The sequence below is a fragment of the Ruegeria sp. AD5 genome (assembly GCF_056542345.1).
This window is the reverse complement of sequence record NZ_JBQFZR010000002.1, coordinates 648,136-671,449: the sequence shown is the minus strand read 5'-3', so window position 1 is coordinate 671,449 and position 23,314 is coordinate 648,136. Positions and strand designations below refer to the sequence as shown.

Annotated in this window: 21 protein-coding genes; 11 read left to right on the top strand and 10 right to left on the bottom strand. The window is 58.3% G+C overall.

Annotated features, from left to right (window positions below; translation table 11 throughout):
- Positions 1 to 41: 41 nt before the first annotated feature.
- The 7 genes from ACR0JG_RS11880 to ACR0JG_RS11850 all read right to left on the bottom strand — a co-directional run bounded on the left by ACR0JG_RS11880 (position 42) and on the right by ACR0JG_RS11850 (position 5,957).
- Positions 42 to 980, bottom strand: a complete 939-nt coding sequence (locus tag ACR0JG_RS11880; protein ID WP_480569949.1) for an isopenicillin N synthase family dioxygenase — start codon at positions 978 to 980, stop codon at positions 42 to 44.
- 173 nt (positions 981 to 1,153) lie between these two features.
- Positions 1,154 to 2,644 (bottom strand): replicative DNA helicase, encoded by a 1,491-nt coding sequence (locus tag ACR0JG_RS11875; RefSeq protein WP_170421945.1) that lies wholly within the window; start codon positions 2,642 to 2,644, stop codon positions 1,154 to 1,156.
- Positions 2,645 to 2,845: 201 nt separating this feature from the next.
- Positions 2,846 to 3,523 carry an orotate phosphoribosyltransferase gene (locus tag ACR0JG_RS11870; RefSeq protein ID WP_170406124.1) on the bottom strand — a complete coding sequence of 226 codons (678 nt, stop codon included), beginning with the start codon at positions 3,521 to 3,523 and terminating at the stop codon, positions 2,846 to 2,848.
- Positions 3,524 to 3,671: 148 nt separating this feature from the next.
- Positions 3,672 to 3,818, bottom strand: a complete 147-nt coding sequence (locus ACR0JG_RS11865; protein WP_480569946.1) for a hypothetical protein — start codon at positions 3,816 to 3,818, stop codon at positions 3,672 to 3,674.
- A gap of 35 nt (positions 3,819 to 3,853) precedes the next feature.
- Positions 3,854 to 4,336 (bottom strand): CinA family protein, encoded by a 483-nt coding sequence (locus ACR0JG_RS11860; protein WP_480569943.1) that lies wholly within the window; start codon positions 4,334 to 4,336, stop codon positions 3,854 to 3,856.
- Positions 4,333 to 4,830: a phosphatidylglycerophosphatase A family protein gene (locus ACR0JG_RS11855; RefSeq protein WP_170396843.1), complete on the bottom strand. Its 498-nt coding sequence runs from the start codon at positions 4,828 to 4,830 to the stop codon at positions 4,333 to 4,335. The genes ACR0JG_RS11860 and ACR0JG_RS11855 overlap by 4 nt, the downstream gene beginning before the upstream one ends.
- Entirely contained in the window at positions 4,827 to 5,957 is a 1,131-nt protein-coding gene (locus ACR0JG_RS11850; RefSeq protein ID WP_480569940.1) for a bifunctional 2-C-methyl-D-erythritol 4-phosphate cytidylyltransferase/2-C-methyl-D-erythritol 2,4-cyclodiphosphate synthase, read from the bottom strand. Before ACR0JG_RS11850 ends, ACR0JG_RS11855 begins: the two co-directional genes overlap by 4 nt.
- Positions 5,958 to 6,136: 179 nt before the next feature.
- On the opposite strand from ACR0JG_RS11850, the gene dusB reads away from it, so the two are divergent.
- The 7 genes from dusB to ACR0JG_RS11815 all read left to right on the top strand — a co-directional run bounded on the left by dusB (position 6,137) and on the right by ACR0JG_RS11815 (position 15,181).
- Positions 6,137 to 7,120 (top strand): tRNA dihydrouridine synthase DusB, encoded by a 984-nt coding sequence (dusB, locus tag ACR0JG_RS11845; RefSeq protein ID WP_480569937.1) that lies wholly within the window; start codon positions 6,137 to 6,139, stop codon positions 7,118 to 7,120.
- Positions 7,117 to 8,196 (top strand): ATP-binding protein, encoded by a 1,080-nt coding sequence (locus ACR0JG_RS11840; protein ID WP_170734932.1) that lies wholly within the window; start codon positions 7,117 to 7,119, stop codon positions 8,194 to 8,196. Before dusB ends, ACR0JG_RS11840 begins: the two co-directional genes overlap by 4 nt.
- Positions 8,196 to 9,563 carry a sigma-54-dependent transcriptional regulator gene (locus ACR0JG_RS11835; protein WP_170396851.1) on the top strand — a complete coding sequence of 456 codons (1,368 nt, stop codon included), beginning with the start codon at positions 8,196 to 8,198 and terminating at the stop codon, positions 9,561 to 9,563. The genes ACR0JG_RS11840 and ACR0JG_RS11835 overlap by 1 nt, the downstream gene beginning before the upstream one ends.
- A gap of 162 nt (positions 9,564 to 9,725) precedes the next feature.
- On the top strand, positions 9,726 to 11,951 hold the full coding sequence (locus tag ACR0JG_RS11830; RefSeq protein WP_480571092.1) for a sensor histidine kinase NtrY-like: 2,226 nt from the start codon (positions 9,726 to 9,728) through the stop codon (positions 11,949 to 11,951).
- The gene (ntrX, locus tag ACR0JG_RS11825; RefSeq protein ID WP_170396856.1) at positions 11,948 to 13,357 is read left to right on the top strand and encodes a nitrogen assimilation response regulator NtrX; all 1,410 of its coding nucleotides are present in this window, start codon (positions 11,948 to 11,950) and stop codon (positions 13,355 to 13,357) included. The genes ACR0JG_RS11830 and ntrX overlap by 4 nt, the downstream gene beginning before the upstream one ends.
- Entirely contained in the window at positions 13,354 to 13,944 is a 591-nt protein-coding gene (locus ACR0JG_RS11820) for a helix-turn-helix transcriptional regulator (RefSeq protein WP_480453721.1), read from the top strand. Before ntrX ends, ACR0JG_RS11820 begins: the two co-directional genes overlap by 4 nt.
- Before the next feature lie 43 nt (positions 13,945 to 13,987).
- A complete protein-coding gene (locus ACR0JG_RS11815) occupies positions 13,988 to 15,181 on the top strand; it encodes an MFS transporter (protein ID WP_170509608.1) in 1,194 nt (397 codons plus the stop codon).
- Here ACR0JG_RS11815 and ACR0JG_RS11810 read toward each other — a convergent pair.
- Complete coding sequence (locus ACR0JG_RS11810; protein WP_170406102.1) at positions 15,146 to 15,625, bottom strand: hypothetical protein; 480 nt, start codon at positions 15,623 to 15,625, stop codon at positions 15,146 to 15,148. The genes ACR0JG_RS11815 and ACR0JG_RS11810 overlap by 36 nt on opposite strands.
- A gap of 96 nt (positions 15,626 to 15,721) precedes the next feature.
- On the opposite strand from ACR0JG_RS11810, the gene trkA reads away from it, so the two are divergent.
- From trkA to hflX, 4 genes are all read left to right on the top strand, one after another.
- On the top strand, positions 15,722 to 17,098 hold the full coding sequence (gene trkA, locus ACR0JG_RS11805) for a Trk system potassium transporter TrkA (protein WP_170396865.1): 1,377 nt from the start codon (positions 15,722 to 15,724) through the stop codon (positions 17,096 to 17,098).
- Entirely contained in the window at positions 17,098 to 18,639 is a 1,542-nt protein-coding gene (locus ACR0JG_RS11800; RefSeq protein WP_170396867.1) for a TrkH family potassium uptake protein, read from the top strand. Before trkA ends, ACR0JG_RS11800 begins: the two co-directional genes overlap by 1 nt.
- Positions 18,640 to 18,770: 131 nt before the next feature.
- Entirely contained in the window at positions 18,771 to 19,010 is a 240-nt protein-coding gene (hfq, locus tag ACR0JG_RS11795; RefSeq protein ID WP_005982826.1) for an RNA chaperone Hfq, read from the top strand.
- Positions 19,010 to 20,281: a GTPase HflX gene (hflX, locus tag ACR0JG_RS11790; RefSeq protein WP_480569933.1), complete on the top strand. Its 1,272-nt coding sequence runs from the start codon at positions 19,010 to 19,012 to the stop codon at positions 20,279 to 20,281. The genes hfq and hflX overlap by 1 nt, the downstream gene beginning before the upstream one ends.
- Here hflX and ACR0JG_RS11785 read toward each other — a convergent pair.
- Positions 20,278 to 20,673 carry a nuclear transport factor 2 family protein gene (locus ACR0JG_RS11785; RefSeq protein ID WP_480569930.1) on the bottom strand — a complete coding sequence of 132 codons (396 nt, stop codon included), beginning with the start codon at positions 20,671 to 20,673 and terminating at the stop codon, positions 20,278 to 20,280. The genes hflX and ACR0JG_RS11785 overlap by 4 nt on opposite strands.
- A 103-nt stretch (positions 20,674 to 20,776) precedes the next feature.
- Positions 20,777 to 23,239 (bottom strand): penicillin acylase family protein, encoded by a 2,463-nt coding sequence (locus ACR0JG_RS11780; RefSeq protein ID WP_170567136.1) that lies wholly within the window; start codon positions 23,237 to 23,239, stop codon positions 20,777 to 20,779.
- Between the last annotated feature and the right edge of the window lie 75 nt (positions 23,240 to 23,314).

The following is a 23,314-nucleotide window of genomic DNA, read 5'->3' as shown; positions in this document are numbered from 1 at the left end:
GTTCATCACATAGGATTGGCCCAGGTCAAGGGGGGAGCACCTTAATTCTTGGCGGGTTTATGCGCCTCATAGGCCGCTTCCAGCTCGGAACGCAGGAAATCCGCAAATAATAAGGGGCTAAACTGAGGTTGGCCGGTCCCGGGTAGGGGTTCGATGATTGTGCTGACATGAGGATCAAAGAAGAACGGAACGCTATATCGTTCACGGCCCGAACGGTTGATGACCCGATGCGGCGTCGAAAGCAGGCGGCCGTTCGACATCCGGTGCAGCATATCCCCGACATTGACGACAAAAGCGTCGGGACGGGACGGAACGTCAACCCAATGCCTTGACGGTGTTTTGACCTGCAAGCCGCCCACCTGATCTTGAGCAAGCAGCGTAAGGCATCCGAAATCAGTGTGCGGGGCCGAGCCGAATAGATCATCGGGGCTGGTCTTTGCTTGCGGAGGATAGTGAAGCAGACGCAGCCAGAATGTAGGCTCATCAAAGGCGGAAAGGATCGAGAAATCCTGCGCGTCGCAAGCGATCAGCGCGATATGCATCAATCTGCGTCCAAGGGCCGACATAGCCTTAACGTAGGTTTCCAGGGTGTCGCGAAAATCCGGTAGATCAGGCCATCGGTTTGGACCCGAGAGGTAGATATCGGGATCAACGCCAGCATCCTCGCGCATCATCATGAAGCTGGCGGATTGGTTGGGTTTTTTTACATCGGCCAGTGTTGAGTTCACATCTGTCGATGTGTTGATGGCGATGTATCCGCGATGCGTGTGGTCGACTGCGATTGCCAGCTTTTGATCCAGCGGCAGCGCGTGAAACTGTTTTGAGGCTTCGAACACATCGCGCATCAGCTGCGGGTCTATTCCGTGATCTTCGATATAGCCGAAACCAGTCGTGCCGTAGGCCGAACGAAACTCGGCCGCGATTTCCTCATCAGGGCGTGCACCCAGACGAATAACGGGGATCTCTGTGAATTCAGTCATGTCTCTCTCGCTTATAGGGGGAAGATTGCAGGGACAAAAATGCCCCCGGTCTATCCCGCAAAGCGTTTGCGGCGATGCCCGAAATGACGCGCCAGAATCACGCGCCGGGGTAGGGGATTGAGACAAGCTTGCATGGCCCGATCCGTACACATCGGACCGGGCAGGTCAAGGAATCAATAACCCTCGATTTGGCTATCCTGTTGCCAGGGTTTGACCAGATTGCCAAATCGGGTGAACTGAGCTTCGAACGACAGCTCTACCGTGCCGATGGGGCCGTGGCGCTGCTTGCCGACGATGACCTCGGCCTTGCCATGCAGGCGCTCCATGGCCTGTTTCCACTCTTCCATCTTTTCCAACTCGTGATCGCCGGGTTTTTCGCGTTCCTTGTAGTATTCCTCGCGGAACACGAACATCACAACGTCGGCATCCTGTTCGATCGAGCCCGATTCCCGCAGGTCAGACAGCTGCGGGCGTTTGTCGTCACGGCTTTCTACCTGTCGGCTGAGCTGTGACAATGCGATGACCGGGATGTTGAGTTCCTTGGCGATGGCTTTCATGCCCATCGAAATCTCGGCGATTTCGTTGACGCGGTTGTCGGCCATTCCGCGGCAGAGCTGAAGGTAGTCGATCACCAGCAAATCCAGCCCGTGCGTCCGCTTCAGCCGCCGTGCACGGGCAGCGAGTTGCGAGATTGGCAGGGCGGGGGTGTCATCAATGAACAGCGGGCAGGCTTCCAGTTCTTTCGCGGCGTCCACGAAGCGGCGGAACTCGGACTCGGTCATGTCGCCCTGACGGATTTTGTGACTGGAGATCTCAGAAGCCTCGGCCAGAACCCGGCCCGCAAGTTGCTCGGCGCTCATTTCGAGTGAAAAGAACCCAACCACACCGCCGTCGATCGCACCTTCAGAGCCGTCCGGCTTGGTGCCGCGCTTGTAGGCCTTGGCCACGTTAAATGCGACGTTTGTTGCCAGCGATGTCTTACCCATCGACGGACGCCCGGCCAAAATGATCAGGTCGGACGGGTGCAGGCCACCCAATTGCTTGTCGAGATCGGCCAGACCGGTGGAAATCCCCGCCATGCCGCCACCGCGTTGGTACGCCTCGTTGGTGACGTTGACTGCTTCTGTGACCGCCTTGAGGAAGGATTGAAAACCCTGTTCGGTCTGGCCCTGCTCGGATAACTGATAAAGCTGTTGCTCGGCCTCGACGATTTGTTCTTTGGGCTCGCTGCTGACATCGACCCTCGCAGCCTTGTCTGAAATGTCCCGGCCCAGCCGGATCAGCTCGCGCCGAATGGCGAGGTCATAGATCATTTGGGCGTAGTCATGCACCGCAAAGGCACTGATCGATGCACCGGCAAGCTTGACCAGATAGGCCGGACCACCCAGTTCCTTCAGGCCCTCATCCTCGGCCATGAAAGACTTCAGCGTGACGGGTGAAGCCAGCGCATTTTTAGCGATACGGGTCGACGCGACTTCGTAGATGCGCGCATGAACCGGATCATAGAAATGCTCGGCCCCAATAATCGATGCGACCCGATCATACAGATCGTTATTCGTCAGAATAGCACCCAGAAGCTGCTGCTCGGCCTCGATGGAGTGCGGCATTGTTTCTGGGTTCTGAATCTGTGCGGCGGCCTGCTCGATACTGCTGATCTCGTTCATTGCTGTTCTCTTTGTCCCCTGGACAGAGGCCATAGCGCGGCCCTGTGAGTCGGCGCAAATTGTATGTTTTCTGGGGATATGCTGTGCATATCTCTCTGCCCCATCATATTGAAGGATGAGGCAGGGTTGCGTCAACATCTTGTGGATGAAGCGATCGACGCAGCGGTCAGTGTTTCCATTCTGAAAACAGTTTGCGCAACGTCAGCTTTTATGTGCGTCCTGCCAACCGCGCGGGTCGTTCAGGAAGGCCTCGACGCCATCAAGCGTCTCTTCGTCAAAGGCCTTTTGCGCTTTGGCTTCCGCCAAAACATCCCACCAAGTACAAAGCGAGTGCAATTTTACGCCGTGATCGCCCAGCGTTTTCTCGGTTTCGGGGAAAATACCATAATAGAAGATCACAGCCGTATGCCCACAGGTCGCACCGGTTTCGCGGATCGCGTCGACAAAGGACAGTTTTGAGCCTCCATCGGTGGTCAGGTCTTCAACCAGCAGTACCCGCTCACCCTCGCTCATCGCGCCTTCGATGCGGGCGTTCCGGCCGTAGCCTTTGGGTTTCTTCCGCACGTAGGTCATTGGCAGTGCCATGCGCTCGGCCACCATTGCAGCGAAGGGAATACCTGCTGTCTCGCCACCGGCGATATTGTCAAACGCTTCGAACCCCGCGTCGCGCATCACGGTAACCGTCAGGAAGTCCATCAGGGTCGAGCGGATGCGCGGGTACGAGATCAGCTTGCGGCAATCGATATAGGTCGGGCTTGGTAGACCGCTGGCCAGCGTGAAAGGTTCGCGGGAATTAAAGTGTACGGCTTTGATCTCCAGCAGCATCCGTGCGGTCAGGCGGGCGATTTCGGTGCTGTCGGGGAAGGAACTGGGGATCATGGCGCAAACCTCTGGGCTGAAAGGGTGTCGCAGGCTGATAGCCTGACCCCCGGCCCAGAGTCGAGAGGGCACGCTAAAAGAAAAGCGGACCCCCAAGAGGTCCGCTTGATGCCCTTGCGGGCAGAGCAGCCAAGGTGGGCTTGACTGCTCATTTCTCAGGCTCGCTTTCCGCAATCGGCAAGACCGTGCCTTCAATCTCGGTTTCGACGTGTATGCGAGGCGAGGTAAGAAGCGCAACCACCATCGCCGTCACAAATGCGTAGGCTGCCGCGCGGTAACTGTATACAGCGCCCATTATTCGAAATGATGCGCTGTAGGTTGCAGGTTTTCTTAGGTCCGAGCCAGATCAGCAAGAGCGTCGCTCAAAAGGGTCAAAGCGTGGTCCCGCGCAGCGCGACGTACGTTATCCCGTCCCTGGGCTCCGAATTCCACGGTCTCGGTTCGGGTCGGTTGTCCCTGTGCAGCGAGGCCAAAGCAAACGCGGCCTTCGGGTTTATGTTCGGACCCGCCGGGGCCCGCGATGCCGGTGATCGAGACCGCCAACTGTGCCCGCGAATTCTGCAGGGCGCCATTGGCCATTTCCTGGGCGACTTCTTCTGAAACTGCTCCATATGTCTCAAGCGTATCGGCGCGCACGCCCAGCATCTCTTGCTTCGCGGTGTTGGTGTAGGTGACAAAGCCGCGCTCAACCACGGCAGAGCTGCCAGGGATGTCAGTCAGTGCAGCGGCGACCATACCGCCGGTACAGCTTTCAGCAGTGGCGATCATCATGCCCTGCGCCTTGGCGCGATCCAGTAGGTCGACAACGGTCATAGACCCATGACTCCATGTGAGATACCGGCGAGGACGATCACACCGATGGCCGCAAAGACGCCAGCGATCACATCATCCAGCATGACACCCATAGGATCTCCGCGCCGGTCGGCCCAGCCAATGGGACCGGGTTTGGTAATGTCGAAGAGGCGGAACAAGAGAAAACCCGCGATCCAGCCGGGCCAGAGCGCTGTGATGTCGATCCCATGCGCCCAAGACGGGTAGGAAATCGCCCATATCGCGATGAACTGGCCCGCGACTTCATCAATGACAATTTCGGACGGGTCGTGGTCATCTTGTCCAGCTGTCATCACTCGCGTGGCCCACAGGCCCCCGAAGAAAACCGCGAGTGTTGAGATGACCAGCAAGGGGAAGCCACCCAGCGTATGCAGAACCCACGCCAGCGGCAAAGCAGCCAGCGATCCCCAGGTGCCGGGGGCAGGGCGGAGGTAACCGACGCCGCAGACGGTTCCGATTAGACGAGCCGCTGTCATGACTTCACCAGACAGGCAGTTGCGAGCGAGGCAATGCCTTCGCTGCGACCGGTAAAGCCCAGCCGTTCGGATGTGGTGGCCTTGACCGAGACCTGATCGGTGCGCAAGCCCATGATCCGTGCCATTTCGGCACGCATGGTATCGGCATGAGGGCCGATCTTGGGAAATTCGCAGACCAGTGTGCAGTCGACATTCGAGATCTCATAGCCCAACTGCCCAGCCAATTCGACTGCGTGGCGCAGGAAAATTTCACTCGCTGCACCTTTCCACTGCGGATCGGAGGGCGGAAAATGCTGTCCGATATCACCCCGCGCCAGGGCGCCATAGATCGCGTCGGTGACCGCGTGCATCCCCACATCTGCATCGGAGTGACCTTGGAGCCCACGATTGTGCGGCACCTTCACACCGCAGAGGATCACGTGATCTCCGTCACCAAAGCGGTGCACGTCGTAGCCGTTGCCCAGCCTTACATCCATATTCATACCCATTGTACGTTCGGCCCGGGCGAAATCCTCGGGCTGTGTGATTTTCAGGTTATCCGCATCGCCCGGAATAATCGCGACTTCGACTCCTGCAGCGCGCGCGACTTCTACATCATCCGCCGCACCTCCGGGATGGGCTGAATGGGCGGCGGTGATTGTGACATAATGAAATCCCTGCGGTGTCTGCGCAGCGTAAAGGCCGGATCGATCCTGCGTTCCTGTGACCACTGAACCGTCGCCTGTCCAGAGCGCATCCGTGACCGCCAAGCCTGGAGCAGCTGCCGCATGCGTGTCGAGTGCTTTCAGAACATCGCCGATTATCCGAGCGCTGACGCAGGGTCGGGCAACATCATGTATCAAAACCTTTTCAACGCTGTACGCTTCCAAAGCCTGCAACCCGTTGCGCACTGATCCGGCGCGGTCTGCACCGCCGGGTGCAAGGATCAGGTTTGTCGCGCTGAATTCTTCCCAAGCGGCTGTGTCCTCTTCGGCCAGCACCAAAACGACGTGATCAACCAACCCTTCGAAGCGGTCAATCGCCCAATCGGCCACGCGCCGCCCAGCCAAGGCACGCCACTGTTTGGGCACTCCGCCTCCGGCGCGCTGGCCGCGCCCGGCGGCGACGATGATGGCGGCTGTGGTCATCTGAAAGGTCTCCTGATTGGGGCATTGTTTAGGGGTCGGTGAATGCAGAGGCAATCACCCGCGTCAATTTGCTTAAAAAATAAGCACATGATGATTTTGCGGGCTTGAATGCTCCCGTTTTATTGTTCATATGCCGCAATTTCGATATCAAACGCACAACTGCTCAAGGATTAAGCACATTGGCCCTGCGTCTTGCTGAAAAGGATCTGACCCCTCCGGTGCTGCTGGCACCAATGGCCGGAATCACCGACCGGCCTTTCAGGGACCTTGTGATGCGCTTCGGCGCGGGCATGGTGGTCAGCGAAATGGTCGCCAGCCAAGAGATGGTGCAGGCCAAGCCAGGCGTACGTGAACGGGCCGAGCTGTCGGCGGATGTGGAAAACACCGCAGTGCAATTGGCCGGACGCGAGGCGCATTGGATGGCCGAGGCCGCCCGGCAAGTCGCTGACCGGGGCGCGCGCGTGATCGATATCAATATGGGCTGCCCGGCCAAGAAGGTAACCAATGGCTATTCCGGTTCGGCTTTGTTGAAAACTCCGGACCATGCACTGACGCTGATCGAGGCCGTTGTGGGTGCAGTTGATGTGCCTGTTACGCTGAAAACACGGCTAGGCTGGGATGACAATCTGCTGAACGCGCCGGATGTGGCGCGGCGTGCGCAGGACGCAGGCATCCGGATGGTGACCATCCATGGGCGTACGCGCTGTCAATTCTATAAAGGCCGGGCAGATTGGCGGGCGATCCGGGCGGTGAAAGAAGCCGTCTCGATCCCTGTCATCGCAAACGGTGACATCGTCGATACCGAGGCCGCGCAAATCGCGCTGAATCAATCCGGGGCCGATGGCGTCATGGTAGGTCGGGGGGCGCAGGGCAAGCCCTGGCTGCTGGCGCAGATTTGCCAGGATCTCTATGGCGCTGCTTCTCCAACCATTCCCACGGGCACTGAACTGATCGAGATGGTGCGTGGCCACTATCTGGCGATGCTGGAGTTCTACGGTACCGATCTGGGCCTGCGCGTCGCACGCAAACATCTCGGTTGGTACATGGATGAGGCCGGAACACCCGCCACCTTGCGGCGGGCTGTTCTGACATCCCGCGACACCAATGAGGTGTTACGGCTTTTGGCAGATGCGCTTAGTGGCACGGCGGAGGCAGCAGCATGACCTCTGACCAGAGCATCTGGACCTCGCTTCCGGTTCCGGCGTTCATTATCGATGCCGAAGATCGGATATCGGACGTCAACTCCTCGGGTGAGGGGTTTCTGAACGCCTCCCGCAAGGCAGTGATTGGACACCCGGTCTGGGATCAACTCGCGGTTGACGCGCCGTTGGAAGAGGCGTTTCTGCGCGCGCGTCAACAAGGTACACCGCTGTTCGTGAACGATGTGGACGTTGGGTCGGGCAATCGCGCGCCGCTGCAATGTGCGCTGCAAATCGCGCCGCTGATGGGGCATCCCGGTTCAATGATCATGATCATCTCGCCGCGCGAACTGGCCGGTCGGATGACCCGTGGCAACACTGTGAAATCGGCAGCGCAGTCTGCGATTGGTATGGCCGAGATGCTGGCGCATGAGATCAAGAACCCTTTGGCAGGGATCACCGGTGCGGCGCAATTGCTCAGCATGAATATTTCGCAGCAAGATCTTGAGCTCACTGACCTTATCGTTGAGGAAAGCCGCCGCATCGTGAAGTTGTTGGAGCAGGTAGAACAGTTCGGCAACCTGTCTCAACCCGATTTCAAACCGGTCAATATCCACGATGTACTGGATCGCGCGCGCCGGTCAGCGCTGTTGGGTTTTGGCGCGCATATGACGATTATCGAGGATTACGACCCCTCGCTGCCCTTGGCCTACGGGGACCCGGATCAGTTCCTGCAGGTGGTTCTGAACTTGCTCAAAAACGCTTCGGAAGCTGCTGATGGCAAAGGTACAATCCGGCTGCGTACCTATTTTGAGCATTCATTCCGACTGCGGCGCAGTGACGGTTCGGGTCATTCGCTGCCTCTGCAGATCGAGATTATTGATGATGGGCCGGGCCTGCCGGAAAATATTCGCAGTGATATTTTCGACCCCTTCGTGTCGGGCAAGGAGAACGGCACCGGGCTTGGGCTGGCGCTGGTCAGCAAGATCGTTTCCGACCACGACGGCTGGATTTCGGCTGAATCTGTGCCCGGTCGCACTAGTTTTCGACTGTCCCTGCGGCGTGCACCGAACGACGCGTATGAAAAGGAGAGCATCTGATGGATGGCACAGTTCTGGTTGCCGATGACGACCGCACGATCCGCACGGTTCTGACACAGGCCCTGACGCGGGCGGGGTGCAAGGTTCACGCGACATCTTCGCTGACCACGCTGATGCGCTGGGTGGCCGAAGGTAAGGGCGACGTTGTGATCTCGGATGTGGTAATGCCGGATGGAAACGGGTTGGAGATGCTGCCAAAGATCGCGCAGGACCGTCCCGGTTTGCCGGTCATCGTGATCTCGGCCCAGAACACCATCATGACAGCCATTCAGGCGGCTGAGGCGGAAGCTTACGATTATCTGCCAAAGCCTTTCGATTTGCCCGATCTGATGAAGCGCACCGCGAGGGCGCTGGATCAAAAGCAGCGGGTACAGGCTGAGCCGGTGATGGCCAGCGAAGACCGACCTGATGAACTGCCGCTTGTCGGGCGCACCCCGGTGATGCAGGCGCTTTATCGTCTGGTCGCTCGGGTGATGAACACGGATCTGTCTGTGATGATTTCTGGTGAAAGTGGGACGGGTAAATCTCTGATAGCACGCGCTATTCACGATTTCTCTGACCGAAGGACACTGCCCTTTGTCACCGTGACTGCTGCCGATCTGAGCGATTTGGAAGGCCCGGCACGGGTTATGGCGCGCGTACGTGGTGGTACGCTGCTGATCGATGAAATTGCCGATATTGATGATGAGATTCAGGCCCGTATCGTGCGCATGATGGACACGCCGGGCGATCACGTGCCGCGTTTCATGGCCACAAGTCAATCAGATCTGACCGACGCGATGGAAAGTGGTCGCGTACGACAAGATCTCTATTACCGTCTCTGCGGTGCGACGATCCACGTGCCTGCGTTGCGCGAGCGGGTTGATGATATCACCTTGCTGACCGATCACTTTCTGGCGCGGGAGGAGCGGGAAAGTGGCGCGCAGCGTCGTCTCAGCCCCGAAGCCGTCGAGTTGGTGCGCCGGTATTCCTGGCCCGGCAATGTCCGACAGCTTGAAAATGCGATCCGGCGTCTTGGTCTAACCAGCCGTTCTGATGAAATCTCGCGCACCGAAGTTGAGATGGTGCTGGGTAGCCAGCCCGAGGCCGAACCAGTTCTGGGTGATGGCGAGCGTGAGAAGCTGTCATCTTCGGTTGGTCGTCACCTGCGCCGGTATTTTGATCTGCACGGAAACATCCTGCCGCCTCCCGGCCTCTATCAACGTATTCTACGCGAGGTCGAGGCACCGTTGATCGAAATCGCGCTGGATGCGACTGGTGGAAATCAGGCAAAATGTGCTGATCTCCTGGGGATTAACCGGAATACGCTGCGGAAAAAGATTACTGACCTCGATATTCAGGTGACACGCCGTCGCAAACTGATGTAATATCGCCACACAAACAGTGGCATTCGGGTTCGACCCCGGGAACGACCACGATATATGGCGGTAAGCCGCGCAAGCGGCACATCAGAATGAGGGCAGACGGTGGCAACCCGGGCACAGAACGGGCCGATCCTATCGATCAACCGGTGGCGCAAGTCCCGGAGGATGCGCAATTTCAGTACCTTGGGATTGGTTATGCTGGGCCCGGTTCTGGCGCTTGCAACCTATCTCGTCATTGGTCCTTTTGATCTTGGCGCGGCGGCACCGACACTGCGGCTGATTTTGTTGGCTGATCTGGTCTACGTGCTGGTCGTAGCTGCGCTGGTGTTGGGCCAATTGTTCAGTCTGATCGCCGCACGTCGCGCGAAATCTGCGGGCTCCCGTCTTCACCTGCGCCTGATCGGCGCTTTCACGCTGTTGGCTTTGGTGCCGACGGTCACCGTGGCGATTTTCGCCGGGCTGACGGTGAATATCGGCCTTGAAGGTTGGTTCTCGGACCGTGTGCGGCAGGTGGTTGGGTCGTCACTAACTGCAGCCGAAGCTTACGAACAGGAACACCGCGAGGGCCTGACGCAGGATGCGGTTGTTCTGGCGCGTTTCCTCGATAACGCGCGATCGTTGGATTATTTTGTCTCAGACGCCGAATTGCGAGAGGTTCTGGCCCAGGGGCAGGCCCAGATACAACGCGGTTTGCGCGAGGCCTATGTGATCGATGGCAGCGCCGAAATCCGATCGCGCGGTGATCGGTCCTACCTGTTCGACTACGAGGCACCAACTCCCGAAGAGATGATCGAGGCCAATGATCAGGGCGTGGCCATCATTGCCGATTGGGAGAACAGCGAATTCCGCGCGCTTGTTCCTTTGCATGCCTATCTTGACCGGTATCTTTATGTCAGTCGCGAGGTTGATGGGCAGCTTCTGACCCTGCTTGATGAAACCAAAGAGACAGCACAGTTCTACAGCCAACTGGAAAGCGAGCGGGGCAGGGTCCTGTTCGAATTCGGCCTTCTGTATCTCGGCTTTGCTGTGATCCTGATTCTGGCCGCGATGTCGCTGGGCATGTGGTTCGCCGAACGTCTTTCTCGCCCTGTCGGACGGCTGACAACGGCGGCGCAACGCGTTGGTGCTGGTGATCTTAGTGTTCAGGTCATCGAAGAGGCCAGCGACGACGAAATCGCGATGCTGGGCCGCTACTTCAACCAGATGACTCGTCAGTTGAAGGGGCAGCGCGACACGCTGTTGGAAAACACACGCCATATCGAACGTCGAAGGCGGCTATTTGATTCAGTTCTAAGCTCGGTGACATCCGGTGTCGTTGGCGTTGATTCAGAGGGTTGTGTGACCTTCGTGAACCGATCCGCTGAACGTCTTCTGGGCTGGTCTGGTGGAGAGCAAAACCTGGCTATCGGTATCGCTGTTCCCGAATTTTTGCCTTTGTTCGAAGCCCTTAAGGACAGCGGGCAAGAGGCGGTTCAGGGGGAGATCAAGGTAACCCGTAAAGGCCGGTTGGAGAACTTACTGGTACGCATGGCGACGCGGCGTGGCGAGGATGGAAGGCTGGAAGGCTACGTTGTGGCCTTTGATGACGTGACCGATCTGGTAAGCGCGCAGCGCATGGCGGCGTGGGGTGATGTGGCCCGTCGCATTGCGCATGAGATCAAGAATCCGCTGACACCGATCCAACTGAGCGCCGAGCGAATCAAACGCAAATTCTCGCGCAAGCTGGACGAGGACGATTGCGATAGCCTGGAATCGATGACCGACGTGATCGTGCGGCAGACCAATGATCTGCGGCGGATTGTTGACGAGTTCTCGAAATTCGCACGCATGCCCGAACCGGAACGGCGCGAAGAGAATATCGTGACGCTAGTGCGTGAGGCGGTTCTGTTGCAGCAGGCGGGTCAGCCTGATGTTCAGATCGATGCGGACTTACCTAAACAGCCCATTTTGGCGGATGTGGATTCGACCATGTTGAGCCAGGCGTTGACGAACCTGATCAAGAACGCGGGCGAGGCTATTGAAACGCTGAAAGAAAAAGGCGCACCGGACAATCTGAAACCTCAGATCAAAGTCGTTGTCTCCACTGACGATGCAGGAACGCAGATCACCATTGCGGACAATGGCATCGGTCTGCCCGAGGACAGGGCACGGCTGTTCGAACCTTATGTGACCACGCGTGACGAAGGCACCGGCCTTGGCCTGCCCATCGTAAAGAAGATCATCGAAGAACATGGCGGAGCGCTGACATTGGAAGACGCGCCCACATTCGACGGACAGGACCATTTCGGCGCAATGGCTGTCATTCGTCTACCCGGGGCCTCAGGCGGCCCGACAAATGCGCCGGAAAAACAGGCGATTAAAACAAACAAACTGAAAGCAGGCCAAAGATGAGCGACATTCTGATCGTAGATGACGAACGCGATATTCGCGAATTGGTGTCCGACATTCTGGAGGACGAAGGCTATTCCACCCGGTTGGCGGCAAACTCGGATGAGTGCATGTCATCGATCAATGCTGAACCTCCCGGACTGTTGATCTTGGATATCTGGCTGAAAGATAGCCGGATGGACGGGATCGACATCCTGAAAGCTGTAAAACGGGACAACCCGGATGTTCCGGTGGTGATCATTTCCGGACATGGCAATATCGAGATTGCAGTGGCGGCTATCAAGCAGGGGGCGTACGACTTTATCGAAAAGCCCTTTAATATTGACCAGTTGATGGTTGTGATCCGTCGCGCGATGGAAACCTCGCGCCTGCGTCGCGAGAATGCCTCGCTGAAGCGGCAGGAAGTCAGCTGTTCAGACATGATTGGCAATTCTGCGTCGTTTCGCGCGATGCAAGGGCAGTTGGACAAGGTAACAAAGTCGAATGGCCGGGTTATGCTCAGCGGGCCGGCTGGGTCGGGCAAGGAAATTGCCGCGCGCTATATCCATGCCCATTCCAACCGGGCGAATGCCCCATTTGTGACGGTCAATTGTGCGGGGATTGAACCTGAGAGGGTTGAAGAAGTTCTGTTCGGACGAGAATCGTCTGAGCGCGGAATCGAGTCAGGCCTGCTGGAAGAGGCGCATGGCGGCGTTGTCTACTTCGACGAAGTCGCTGACATGCCGCTGGGGACGCAGTCCAAGATTCTTCGCGTGTTGGTTGATCAGCAATTCCAGCGTGTCGGTGGCTCTGACAAGGTGCGGGTTGATCTGCGGGTCATTTCCTCGACCAACCGCGATCTGGAAGAAGAGATCGCCGCCGAACGGTTCCGCGAAGAACTGTATCACCGGCTGAATGTGGTGCCGATTGCGGTTCCCTCGCTGGAGGAACGGCGAGAGGACATCCCGGTTCTGGCGCAACATTTCATCGAGATGTGCAACGATACACAGGGTCTGCCGATGCGCGAGCTGTCGGATGAGGCTATTGCTTTGCTACAAACGATGACATGGCCGGGCAATGTGCGTCAGCTGAAGAACCTGATCGAGCGGGTGCTGATCCTTGGTGACAGCACTGGCCCGATCGAGGCCCGCGAGTTGCCCAACGAAGAAGAGAAATCCGACGAGTCCGGGCGCGTGGTACTGTCTGGCGCACTGGCGACGCTGCCGCTGCGTGAGGCGCGCGAAGCGTTCGAGCGTGAATATTTGCTGACCCAGATCAATCGGTTTGGTGGCAACATAAGCCGCACGGCCAGTTTTGTCGGCATGGAACGCAGCGCCTTGCATCGCAAGCTCAAGTCGCTGGGCGTCGTGACCTCGAACAAATCCGGTGCGCGGGTGGCTCAGATTGACGAGCCCGAACCAGCCGAGTGATTGCCGCGCCGAATACAAAGACCGCAGCCGTTTCCATCGGTTTTCCCGCCTTTGGTAAACGGTTGAAGCGGTTGCGGCGGTCGGTTGGACTTAAGCAATCCGCCCTCGCAGATCTGATTGAAGTCGACCAAACCACGATTTCCCGGTGGGAAAACGGGGGTCAAACGCCATCGCCGCATATTCAACAGTCCGTTTTTGCAGCGTTGGGGCCGGTTCGGGTGCAGGATTCTGCGCTGAAACGTCTGGTCGTTCATTCGGCAGAGTGCTTGCACCTTGTCGAAGAGGCCAGCCATACCTGCCTTGCTTATTCGGGCAGCCGGGCGCGGGATTGGAAGACCTCACAGCGCGCCTTGCTGGGCGTTTCGCTTTGGCAATTTGCAACGGATGAGATCAGGCAAGCCGAAGCAGAACTGCAGAAAGATGGCTGGTGGGATTTGCATTCGCCTTCACCCAAAGCGTTTCTGACTTCCGAGGCTGTGCATGATCAAATCAGGATCAGCGCCGGGCAAATCGTGTGGGAGCGGTTGTATCTGGGTGATGGTACTCCGGTCCGTCTGGTCAGCGGGCGGCGCGAAGTCACCGCATAATTTATGTGTTCCGCTGGCAGGTTAGGCGCGATAGACCGGCTGCATGAGTGACTCTTTTCGCACATTCTTGCAGGTCATGCTGATCTGGTTTGCTGGCCTCGGTGCGGCAACCCAATTTGCAAAGATTGCCGTACCATTTTCTGATGTGGGGCTGTTGTACCCGGACAATGCTGCCGTGATCGGCTGGTTGCTGTCCATTATCAGTCTAATGGGGGCTGCCTTGGGCGCGATATCCGGAGCGATCACAGCGCGTATTGGGCCAAATCGTCTATTGCTATCAGGGCTGGTGCTCGGCGGCGCATTATCTTTGCTGCAAGCAAGCTTGCCGGTTTTTCAACTGATGCTGCTCAGCCGGGTGATTGAGGGGCTGTCACATCTAGCGATTGTGGTAGCGGCACCAACGCTGATTGCTCAGATCACATCCGGTCGGGCGCGGTATAATTCCATGGTGCTGTGGAGTACATTCTTTGGCGTTGCATTCGCATTAAACGCTTGGGTTGGGCTTCCCATCGTCGATCGTTTCGGACTGCCCACATACTTTGCCATGCACGGGGGTCTGATGCTGCTGATCGCCGCGCTGATCGCGCTTAGCGATCTGAAAACCGACATGGGCCAGACGGAGGGTGCCGGGTGGGGGCTCTCCACCTTCCTTGATGTGCATATCAGGACCTACCGCTCACCCTTTATTTCGGCCCCGGCAATTGGCTGGTTCTTTTACACGCTGACATTTGTTTCTCTGTTAGCGATCCTGCCGGGGCGTTTACCCGAAGGGCAGGGCGCATCGATTGCAGCACTTATGCCCCTGGCAGGGATTGTACTGTCATGGCTGCTGGTGCCCTTGCTGTTGACCGTCCTGTCCTGCGTCAGCGTCGTCAATCTGGGCTTTGTGCTGGGGATCGCGACGATCATCGCATTGTTTCTGGGGGCGCCCCTTACGTTCGGATGTATCGCCTTGTTTGCCGTGCTCGGGCTTGTACAGGGCGGCAGCTTCGCCGCAGTGCCAGAGTTAAACGATACCACCGAAGCCCAAGCCCTGAGTTATGGTGCGATGGCGCAGATGGGCAATGCCGGAAACCTGCTTGGAACCCCGGTATTGCTGGCGATATTGCTGGGCGTCGATGAGGCTGGCATGTTTGTAGCCGTCGCCGCGTTCTATAGCATCGCGATCATAGCGCATCTGCTGCTGGCGCGGCGTCGCAAATCAGCCGGCTTGTCCCGGAGTGATGATCTGAAATGACCCGTCGTCGAATTTCACGAAACAGGACGCGCTGTTCAGCGGCGGGAGCGTCGTGGTGCGCGTGGGCGTGACCCGCGATTTGACACCTTGTTTGCAAGGCGGAAGGCTGACCGGGCGATAGCCCTTTTGGGCCATGCACTGCGCCTCGACCTTGTTTCTCAGCCCCTGATTCACGTCGACGGTATAGACCCGCCCAGGCTCCCACCATCCGGGGTTGCGATAGCAGCGTCCTCGGCCATCGCAATAGGTGCGCCCGGGCCAATAGACTGGCGGGCTCTGCCGGACCTGATTGGCGACAGGGGCGTCCTTGAGCGCCTGCACCTGGCAGTTCGTGGTCTCGGTCTGCATCCGCGAGACGCTCTCACCTTCGCGATAATACAAAGAAAGCGGACCACAGGCGGACAGCGTCAGCAGGCAAATCAGAGCAGGCAGAATGGTTTTCATATGCTTACTTTGGCGCAGCTTAGGAGGCATGACAATTCAATTGACCGCTTTGGGGGCATCTGTCATTCAAAGATTTCAGGCAGAAAGGCCAAGAGCATGAAGGTCATCATATGCGGTGCCGGTCAAGTCGGCTGGCAGATTGCGCGTCACCTTTCGGGCGAACTGAACGATGTGACGGTGGTCGACAACAATCCCGATCTGGTACGTCGCGCGACCGAGACGCTGGACGTGCAGGGGATCGCGGGGTTCGCCAGTTATCCGGATGTGCTGGATCGTGCAGGGGCCCGCGACGCCGACATGATCATCGCCGCGACCCATTCGGATGAGGTGAATATGGTCACCTGCCAGATGGCGCATTCGGTTTTTTCGATCCAGCGCAAGATCGCGCGTTTGCGGTCGAAATCCTATCTTGAAGCAATCCATTCCGATCTCTACCGCCGCGATCATCTGCCCATTGATGTAGTGATCAGCCCGGAACGCGAAGTTGCCGCCGCAGCGATGCGCCGTCTTTCGGCGCCTTCTGCTTTCGATACTGAGATATTCATGGATGGAAAGGCTCAGCTGCTGGGCATTCGGGTCGAGGAAGACTGCCCAATCGTCAACACACCGCTGCGACAATTGACCGACCTGTTTTCCACGCTCAGCTCGATTGTGGTTGGTGTGCGCCGCGAAGGGACGCTGTTTGCACCGGAATCCGAGGACCAGCTGTTTGTAGGCGACGAATGCTACGTCTTTACCAGCGTCAAGGACGTTGAACGTACGATGGAGGTGTTCGGCAAGGCCCAGCGTAAGCAAGATCGTGTGGTGATCGTCGGTGGCGGTAATGTCGGGTTGGAAGTGGCCCGCACACTGGAAGAGCGCGAAAGCCGGGTGCGTGCCAAGATTATCGAGCGTGACCGCAAATGCGCCGAAATCGCTGCCGAAGCATTGGAGCGGACGATTGTTCTGAACGGCGACGGCCTGGATTCATCTTTGTTGAGCGAAGCAGGGATTGAGCGCGCCGACGCGATGTTGGCGGTCACGGATGACGATCGCACCAACATGCTGGCCGCGGTACGCGCCAAGGGAGAGGGTTGTCCACTGGCCATCGCCCTGATCAACGACCCCAGCATGGTCGCTTTGATGGGACCGCTGGGGATTGACGCATATATCAACCCGCGTGCCACCACTGTCAGTTCGATCCTGCGTCACATTCGGCACGGGCGCGTGCGTCAGGTGTATTCCATTGGTGATGCCGAGGCCGAGGTAATCGAGGCCGAGGTGCTATCAACCTCGCCCATGGCTGGACAAAAACTGCGCGACATCGATTTCCCAGAAGGCGTTCTGGTCGGCGCAGTACGCAAAGGTGACGAGGTTCTGCGCCCGACCGGCAGCCTGCGCATCGACGAGAAAGACGTGGTGGCGATCTTTGCAATGGCCAAAGATGTGCCCGAGGTTGAGCGTCTGATGCAGGTTTCAATCGATTTCTTCTGATGTTGCAGGCACGCGGACAGCAACGGATCGGAGTATTGCGGCGATTGCCGCTGCTGCTGATGATCTGGGGTATCGTGTCGCTGGCAATGTGGATACCCGCAGTTTATGCGCTGGCGCTGGATGATCACGCCACCTCACGGTCATTCTTCTATTCCGGATTGCTGGGTGTTTTTGCGGTGTCGATCATAGCTCTGGCCATGTCGAACCGACGACCACGGCGGGGAACGCTTGGCCAATTAGCGGTTCTGCTGGCCGCCTTTACCGTACTGCCGATATTTCTTGCTATTCCGTTTCACGATGCGCTGGGGACAACCAGCTTCCTGAACGCTTATTTCGATATGGTCAGCGCGCTGACCACAACCGGCGCTGATCTGTTCCCCGATCCCGCACGCCTTTCGGCGCCGTTGCACTTATGGCGCGCGTTGGTCGGTTGGATGGGCGGATTGCTGATGTGGATCTCGGCGGCCGCGATTCTGGCGCCCTTGTCGTTGGGCGGTTTCGAAGTCACAGCCCGGGGGCAACCAGGGCGTCCCGTCTCGGGCGTGGCACAGAGCGAGAAGTCCGATCCACGCGGCCATCTGATCCGCGTGTCGCGCACATTGGCACCCGTCTATGCGGGTTTGACAGCTGTGATCTGGATCCTGCTGTTGATCGCAGGTGAGCAAGGGCTTACTGCCGTGAGCCACGCGATGTCAGTGATTGCGACTTCCGGCATATCACCTGTCGGTGGATTGGAAGGATCGACCGCAGGAATCACTGGCGAGGCGATCCTGTTCCTGTTCCTGTTCTTTGCCCTGTCGCGGCTGACCTTTTCGACCGATACAGCGACCTCAGGGTATTCGCGGCTGGACAAAGACCCAGAATTTCGGATTGGCATCTTCATCGTGCTGGCGGTCGCTGTGCTGCTGTTCATCCGGTTTTTGGCTGGAACGGCCGAACTGAACATTGCCGTCGAAGTGCGGCAAGCACTTGGCGTTTTTTGGGGGTTCATGTTTACGGCGATGTCGTTTCTGACCACGGCCGGATTTGAAAGCGCCAACTGGAACGACGCGCAGCAATTGTCGGGCTTGAGCACACCGGGCCTGATCCTGATGGGGCTAGCCCTGGTCGGAGGAGGCGTGGCGACGACTGCGGGTGGGGTAAAGCTGTTGCGGGTTTTTGCGCTCTATCTGAATGGCAAGCGCGAGATTGATCGACTGATCTATCCTTCTTCGGTCAGCGGAGAGGGTGGCGGCAACCGCCGCATTCAAAGCGACGGTGCCTTCATCGCCTGGATCTTCCTGATGATGTTCGCCCTGACGTTGGCCTTGTTCGATTTGTTGCTGGCCGTCATGGGCGTAGGTTTTGAACAGGCCATGCTGCTTAGCGTTGCTGCACTCAGCACCACGGGGCCGTTGATAGAATTGGCAACGGATGTGCCCATACGTCTGATTGATCTTTCCAGCGGGGCCAAGTTGACGGTCTGCGCGGCGATGGTGATCGGGCGGTTGGAAACTCTGGCGATCGTGGCACTGATTACGCCAACGCTGTGGCGCGATTGACCCTGCGTCAGGCACCTGGTGTTACTGCCTGATTTTTCATCTGGAATATCTGTGCGCGGCACTCCATACTCTGCCGGAGGGAGCGCGTTGGTCCGCAGCGCGTAGCAAGAACAATGGCGAGATAACAAAATATGGCTTCGGACAGACAGAATCTGCAGGACGCGTTCCTGAACAATGTACGGAAAGCAAAGGTCCCGGTCACAATATTCCTGATCAACGGTGTGAAATTGCAGGGTGTAATCACCTGGTTCGATAACTTCTGCGTGCTGCTGCGCCGCGACGGACAGTCGCAGTTGGTGTACAAGCATGCGATTTCGACCATCATGCCGTCACAGCCGATCAACCTTTATGAGGGCGAAGACGCCTCTTGATGGAACATGAGAGGGCGCGCACCCGGGCTTGGGTGCTGCATCCCGAAATCAAATCAGATGAACAGCGCCGTGTCCCCGAACCAGCGCTGGAAGAGGCGGTGGCACTAGCTGCCGCTTTGCCCGATCTGGATTTGGTCGGTTCCGAAATAGTGCGCCTACCGCGCGCGCAGGCTGGTTTTCTGTTCGGCAGCGGCAAGATCGAGGAACTGGCCGAACGCCTCCAAGACAATGAGATCGAGCTGGTTCTGATCGACGGGCCAGTAACTCCGGTTCAGCAGCGCAATCTGGAAAAAGCGTGGAAGGTCAAAATCCTCGACCGGACCGGTTTGATTCTGGAAATATTCAGCGACCGTGCGCGTACCCGTGAAGGTGTGCTGCAAGTTGAGATGGCCGCGCTTAGCTATCAGCGGACGCGACTGGTTCGGGCCTGGACTCACCTGGAACGTCAGCGCGGTGGCCTTGGGTTTGTGGGTGGTCCCGGTGAAACTCAGATCGAGGCCGACCGGCGTGCCATTGATGAACAACTGGTCCGCCTGCGCCGCCAATTGCAAAAAGTGGTGAAGACCCGCACCTTACACCGCGCAGCGCGCGCGAAGGTTCCATACCCGATTGTTGCACTTGTTGGCTATACAAACGCCGGGAAATCCACGCTGTTCAACAGCCTAACCGGGGCCGAGGTGATGGCAAAAGACATGCTGTTCGCCACGCTGGACCCAACCATGCGGCGGGTTGAGCTGCCGGATGGCCCCGAGGTGATCCTGTCCGATACCGTGGGTTTCATCTCGAACTTGCCCACGGAACTGGTTGCGGCCTTCCGCGCCACGCTGGAAGAGGTTCTGGGGGCTGATCTGGTCGTGCATGTCCGCGATATCAGCCATGAAGAAACCGAGGCACAGGCACGGGATGTTGAGGCGATCCTGAACTCTTTGGGTGTCGAGGACAGTCGCCCCCGGTTGGAGGTTTGGAACAAGATCGATCTGCTGAGCCCGGAAGACCGCGAAGCCGCGCTTGCCCGGGCCGAGCGTGATCCGGCGATCTTTGCCATATCGGCCGTAACGGGCGAAGGTGTTGATCCGCTGCTGTCTGAAATCGCCACGATCCTGCAGGGCGCGCGGCATGAGACTATCCTGAAACTGGGCTTTGCCGATGGTGACAAACGCGCGTGGCTCTATCGTCAGGATGTGGTCAGGTCTGAAGATCAGACCGAAGAGGGGTTCGAGATCACGGTGCTCTGGACTGACAAGCAGGCGTCCCGCTTCGCGGCGTTCTAGGTACCGTCTATCTGGCGCTGGTAATCCTCTGCATCGAACCACCCAAGCGATGATAGCACCTTGTTGTCCTTTGAAAGCTCCCACTCTTCCCAGCCGCGTGTAACGACACGGTTGCCGGTCTCGGCGTGATGGCCTTCGAGGGTCCAGACAAAAATGGCATGCCCTCCGGCCCAACGCATCATATCGCAACGCACCTCAAGATCGGGGAATTCTGCATAGAACCCGCGAGCCATTTCGGCGATTGCGGCATGGCCGCGCAGGGGCTCACCGCGATTAATGCTGATCTGACCTTCGGGGGCGAAAAAACTGGTGACCAAGTCGGGATCGCCCGAGCTCCAGGCGATCGCATAATCGCGTGCGAGATTGTTTAAGGTGTCTCGAAAGCTGCCCATGCATTTTCCCCCTTCGTGCAATGCGACGGCCAGACGAGTTTAGGCGATAAAGAAGGGGTGCGCCACGCGAGGTTCAAAAAGGGGCGGGGATTTGCCGATCAGATCAGCGCGGGTTCAGGACGGTCACACCAACTGCCGCTGCACGGGCAAGCCCGATATCCAGCGACATAGGGATGTATTCCCCGCGCCGCCATAGTTGGGCCTGATCGTCATAATAGCGAGATAGGAAATGGCCTGACTGGCCAGTTGCGGTGATGAAAACCGAACTATCGGGGTCCGCAAAATCGTAGACGCCACGATAACCTGCGCCATGCACATTCTGGAACGGGTCCGGTCCTTCGCCTGACGTGCGCCCGCGCAGCAGTGTGTTATCGCCACCGCTGGTGGATTGGCGGATGTTGACGAAAAACCGCAGCACCGGAACCTGGCCCAGCGCAGGGTGGTCCTGCGTGGCCTGATGCGCATCGCCCCAGCGTAAAGATTCGAGTGCGGGGCCATAGCGCTCGGAAATCCAAATGATCGCGTCATCCAGGGCCAGTCGTGCCATGTCGGTGCAATTTTCAACGGGAGCGCTCTGAACCACGTCGCACCAGACCGAGGCACCGTCGATATCGCGATACACCCGTTCGATAAACAGCGGCTCGACATGCTTGTATTCGGCAGCCAGCGGGCCAAGTTCGTCCGAGATCAGGCGGATTTGCAGCGCGCGCAACCATGCGGCGTAGATCAGGGGTTCCGGCAGATGCTCGTTCATCTCACCGTTCCAGTTGGCCAGCAGATCCAGCGCGATCTGACGCTGCCGTTCGGGCGTGCCTTCGGGTGCCGACTCACCGGTAAACCAGAGGTCGGCGCCGATCAGAGGAAGCAGTGATCGCGCTGTAAAGCTAACCGTGTCCAACTGCGCTTCGATAAAACTGTCACGCGTATGTACCTCGCGCGATTGCATCAGGCGTTCCCAGCGATTGACCCGCTGGGTGTCGCCCCACTCGTACGACACATGGCGCGGGAACGGCCGGTCGATAATCTTGTTGTTGGTGTTACCCAGAACTCCGCCGACCGGGGCCACGAATTCAGGATTGTCTGAATAGGGCAGGCGGCCCTGCCAACGGTTCCGTTCCAGCCAGCCGGGGGTGGGAATGCGGCCTCGGCTTTGATTGTTCAGATCGCGCCGGGGCATTGCGCCGACCAGTTTCATGCCGATCGTGTCTTTATCGACAAGCGACAAGTTTTGCGAAGGGGCAATATAGTCCTCGGCCGCGTCAATGGCGTCTCGAACTGAATCGGCATTCATCAGCGCCAAAGAGGCGCTCATGGATGTATCGCGGGGGCTTAGCGCGCTCCACGAGAGAGACGCGACATGGCCCGGTGGTGTGATGGTTTCCAGATCATAATGCGTGCCCGGCAGAACCGGTCCATTCTCGGTCCAGCGCAGGGTCAGGGTGATTGGGGCGGCGTCTTTGATCTCGATAATCGAAGGGCGGGTCTGAAAGCGTTTGTAGCCGTCTGGAGTAAGGTATTCTTCGGGATTGTCGGGGTTCAGTTGTTCGATGTGAACGTCCTGATCGTCCAGATAGGATGAGGTAAGGCCCCAGCCCAAGCGCTCACTCCGTCCGGCTGAGATTGCCGGTACGCCTGGAATGGTTGCACCGATAACGCCGCCTTTGGCCAGTTCCAGCCGCGCCAGATACCAGATACCCGGGGCGGTGAGGCCCAGATGCGGATCGTTTGCCAGCAACGTGCCACCGCTGGCCGAGCGGGACGGCGCGGCGGTCCACGCATTTGACGCACCTGCCAGCCCGCGCTGCGGGAAAGGCGACAGCGGCGTGTCGGGCATCGGGGTGCCTTGGGCATAGCGCGGAAGGTCTGGAAACAGATCAGCATACTCGGGCAGCGCGGCAATACCGGGGCCGGGGACGTCGGGCAGAATGTCGGCCAGCCGCGCGGGATTATCCAGCATCAGCGATGTGCGTGCGCGCAACACTTCATCAGCAAGATGGCCGGAAAGCTGCAGGCTCATCAGCTTGATAATCGCTACGCTGTCGCCCGGCTGCCATGGGGGAACGGGGGCGTTGAACAGGAACATCTCGGGGGCGCCACGTCCAAGCGCCTGTTCGTTGATCTCGGTAAGCCGGGCGTTGATCCCTGCGGAATAAGCGCGAAGCGCGGCCTTGGTATAGTCGTCCTGAAACTCGACTGACCGATGGGCGAGTCCGTAAAGATCGAAACGGCGCAGTAATTTGTCGATGGCTACCGTGCGCTGGCCGAACACTTCGGACAAGCGGCCCTGTGCGGTCCGACGCAGAATGGTCATCTGCCACAGCCTGTCTTGTGCATGGGCATAGCCCAGACCAAAGAACACGTCCGGGTCGGACTGGCCCAGTATATGCGGCACATTTGCAGTGTCGCGAACGATCTCGACAGGGGCAGTTATTCCTTCAACTTCAAGGGTTTGATTGTATTCAGGCAGGGATTGGCTGGCCAGAAAGTAGACCAACCCCACAGCAGCGATTGCCAGCAGGATCAGGCCTGTCGTAAGTCTCACCAGCCAGCGAAAAACCAGGCCCATCTGTCCCCCGAGAATTCTATGCGGTCATTTGCGCCAAGGTTACTGGAACCTCCGCCCGACCGAAAGAGGAATGCC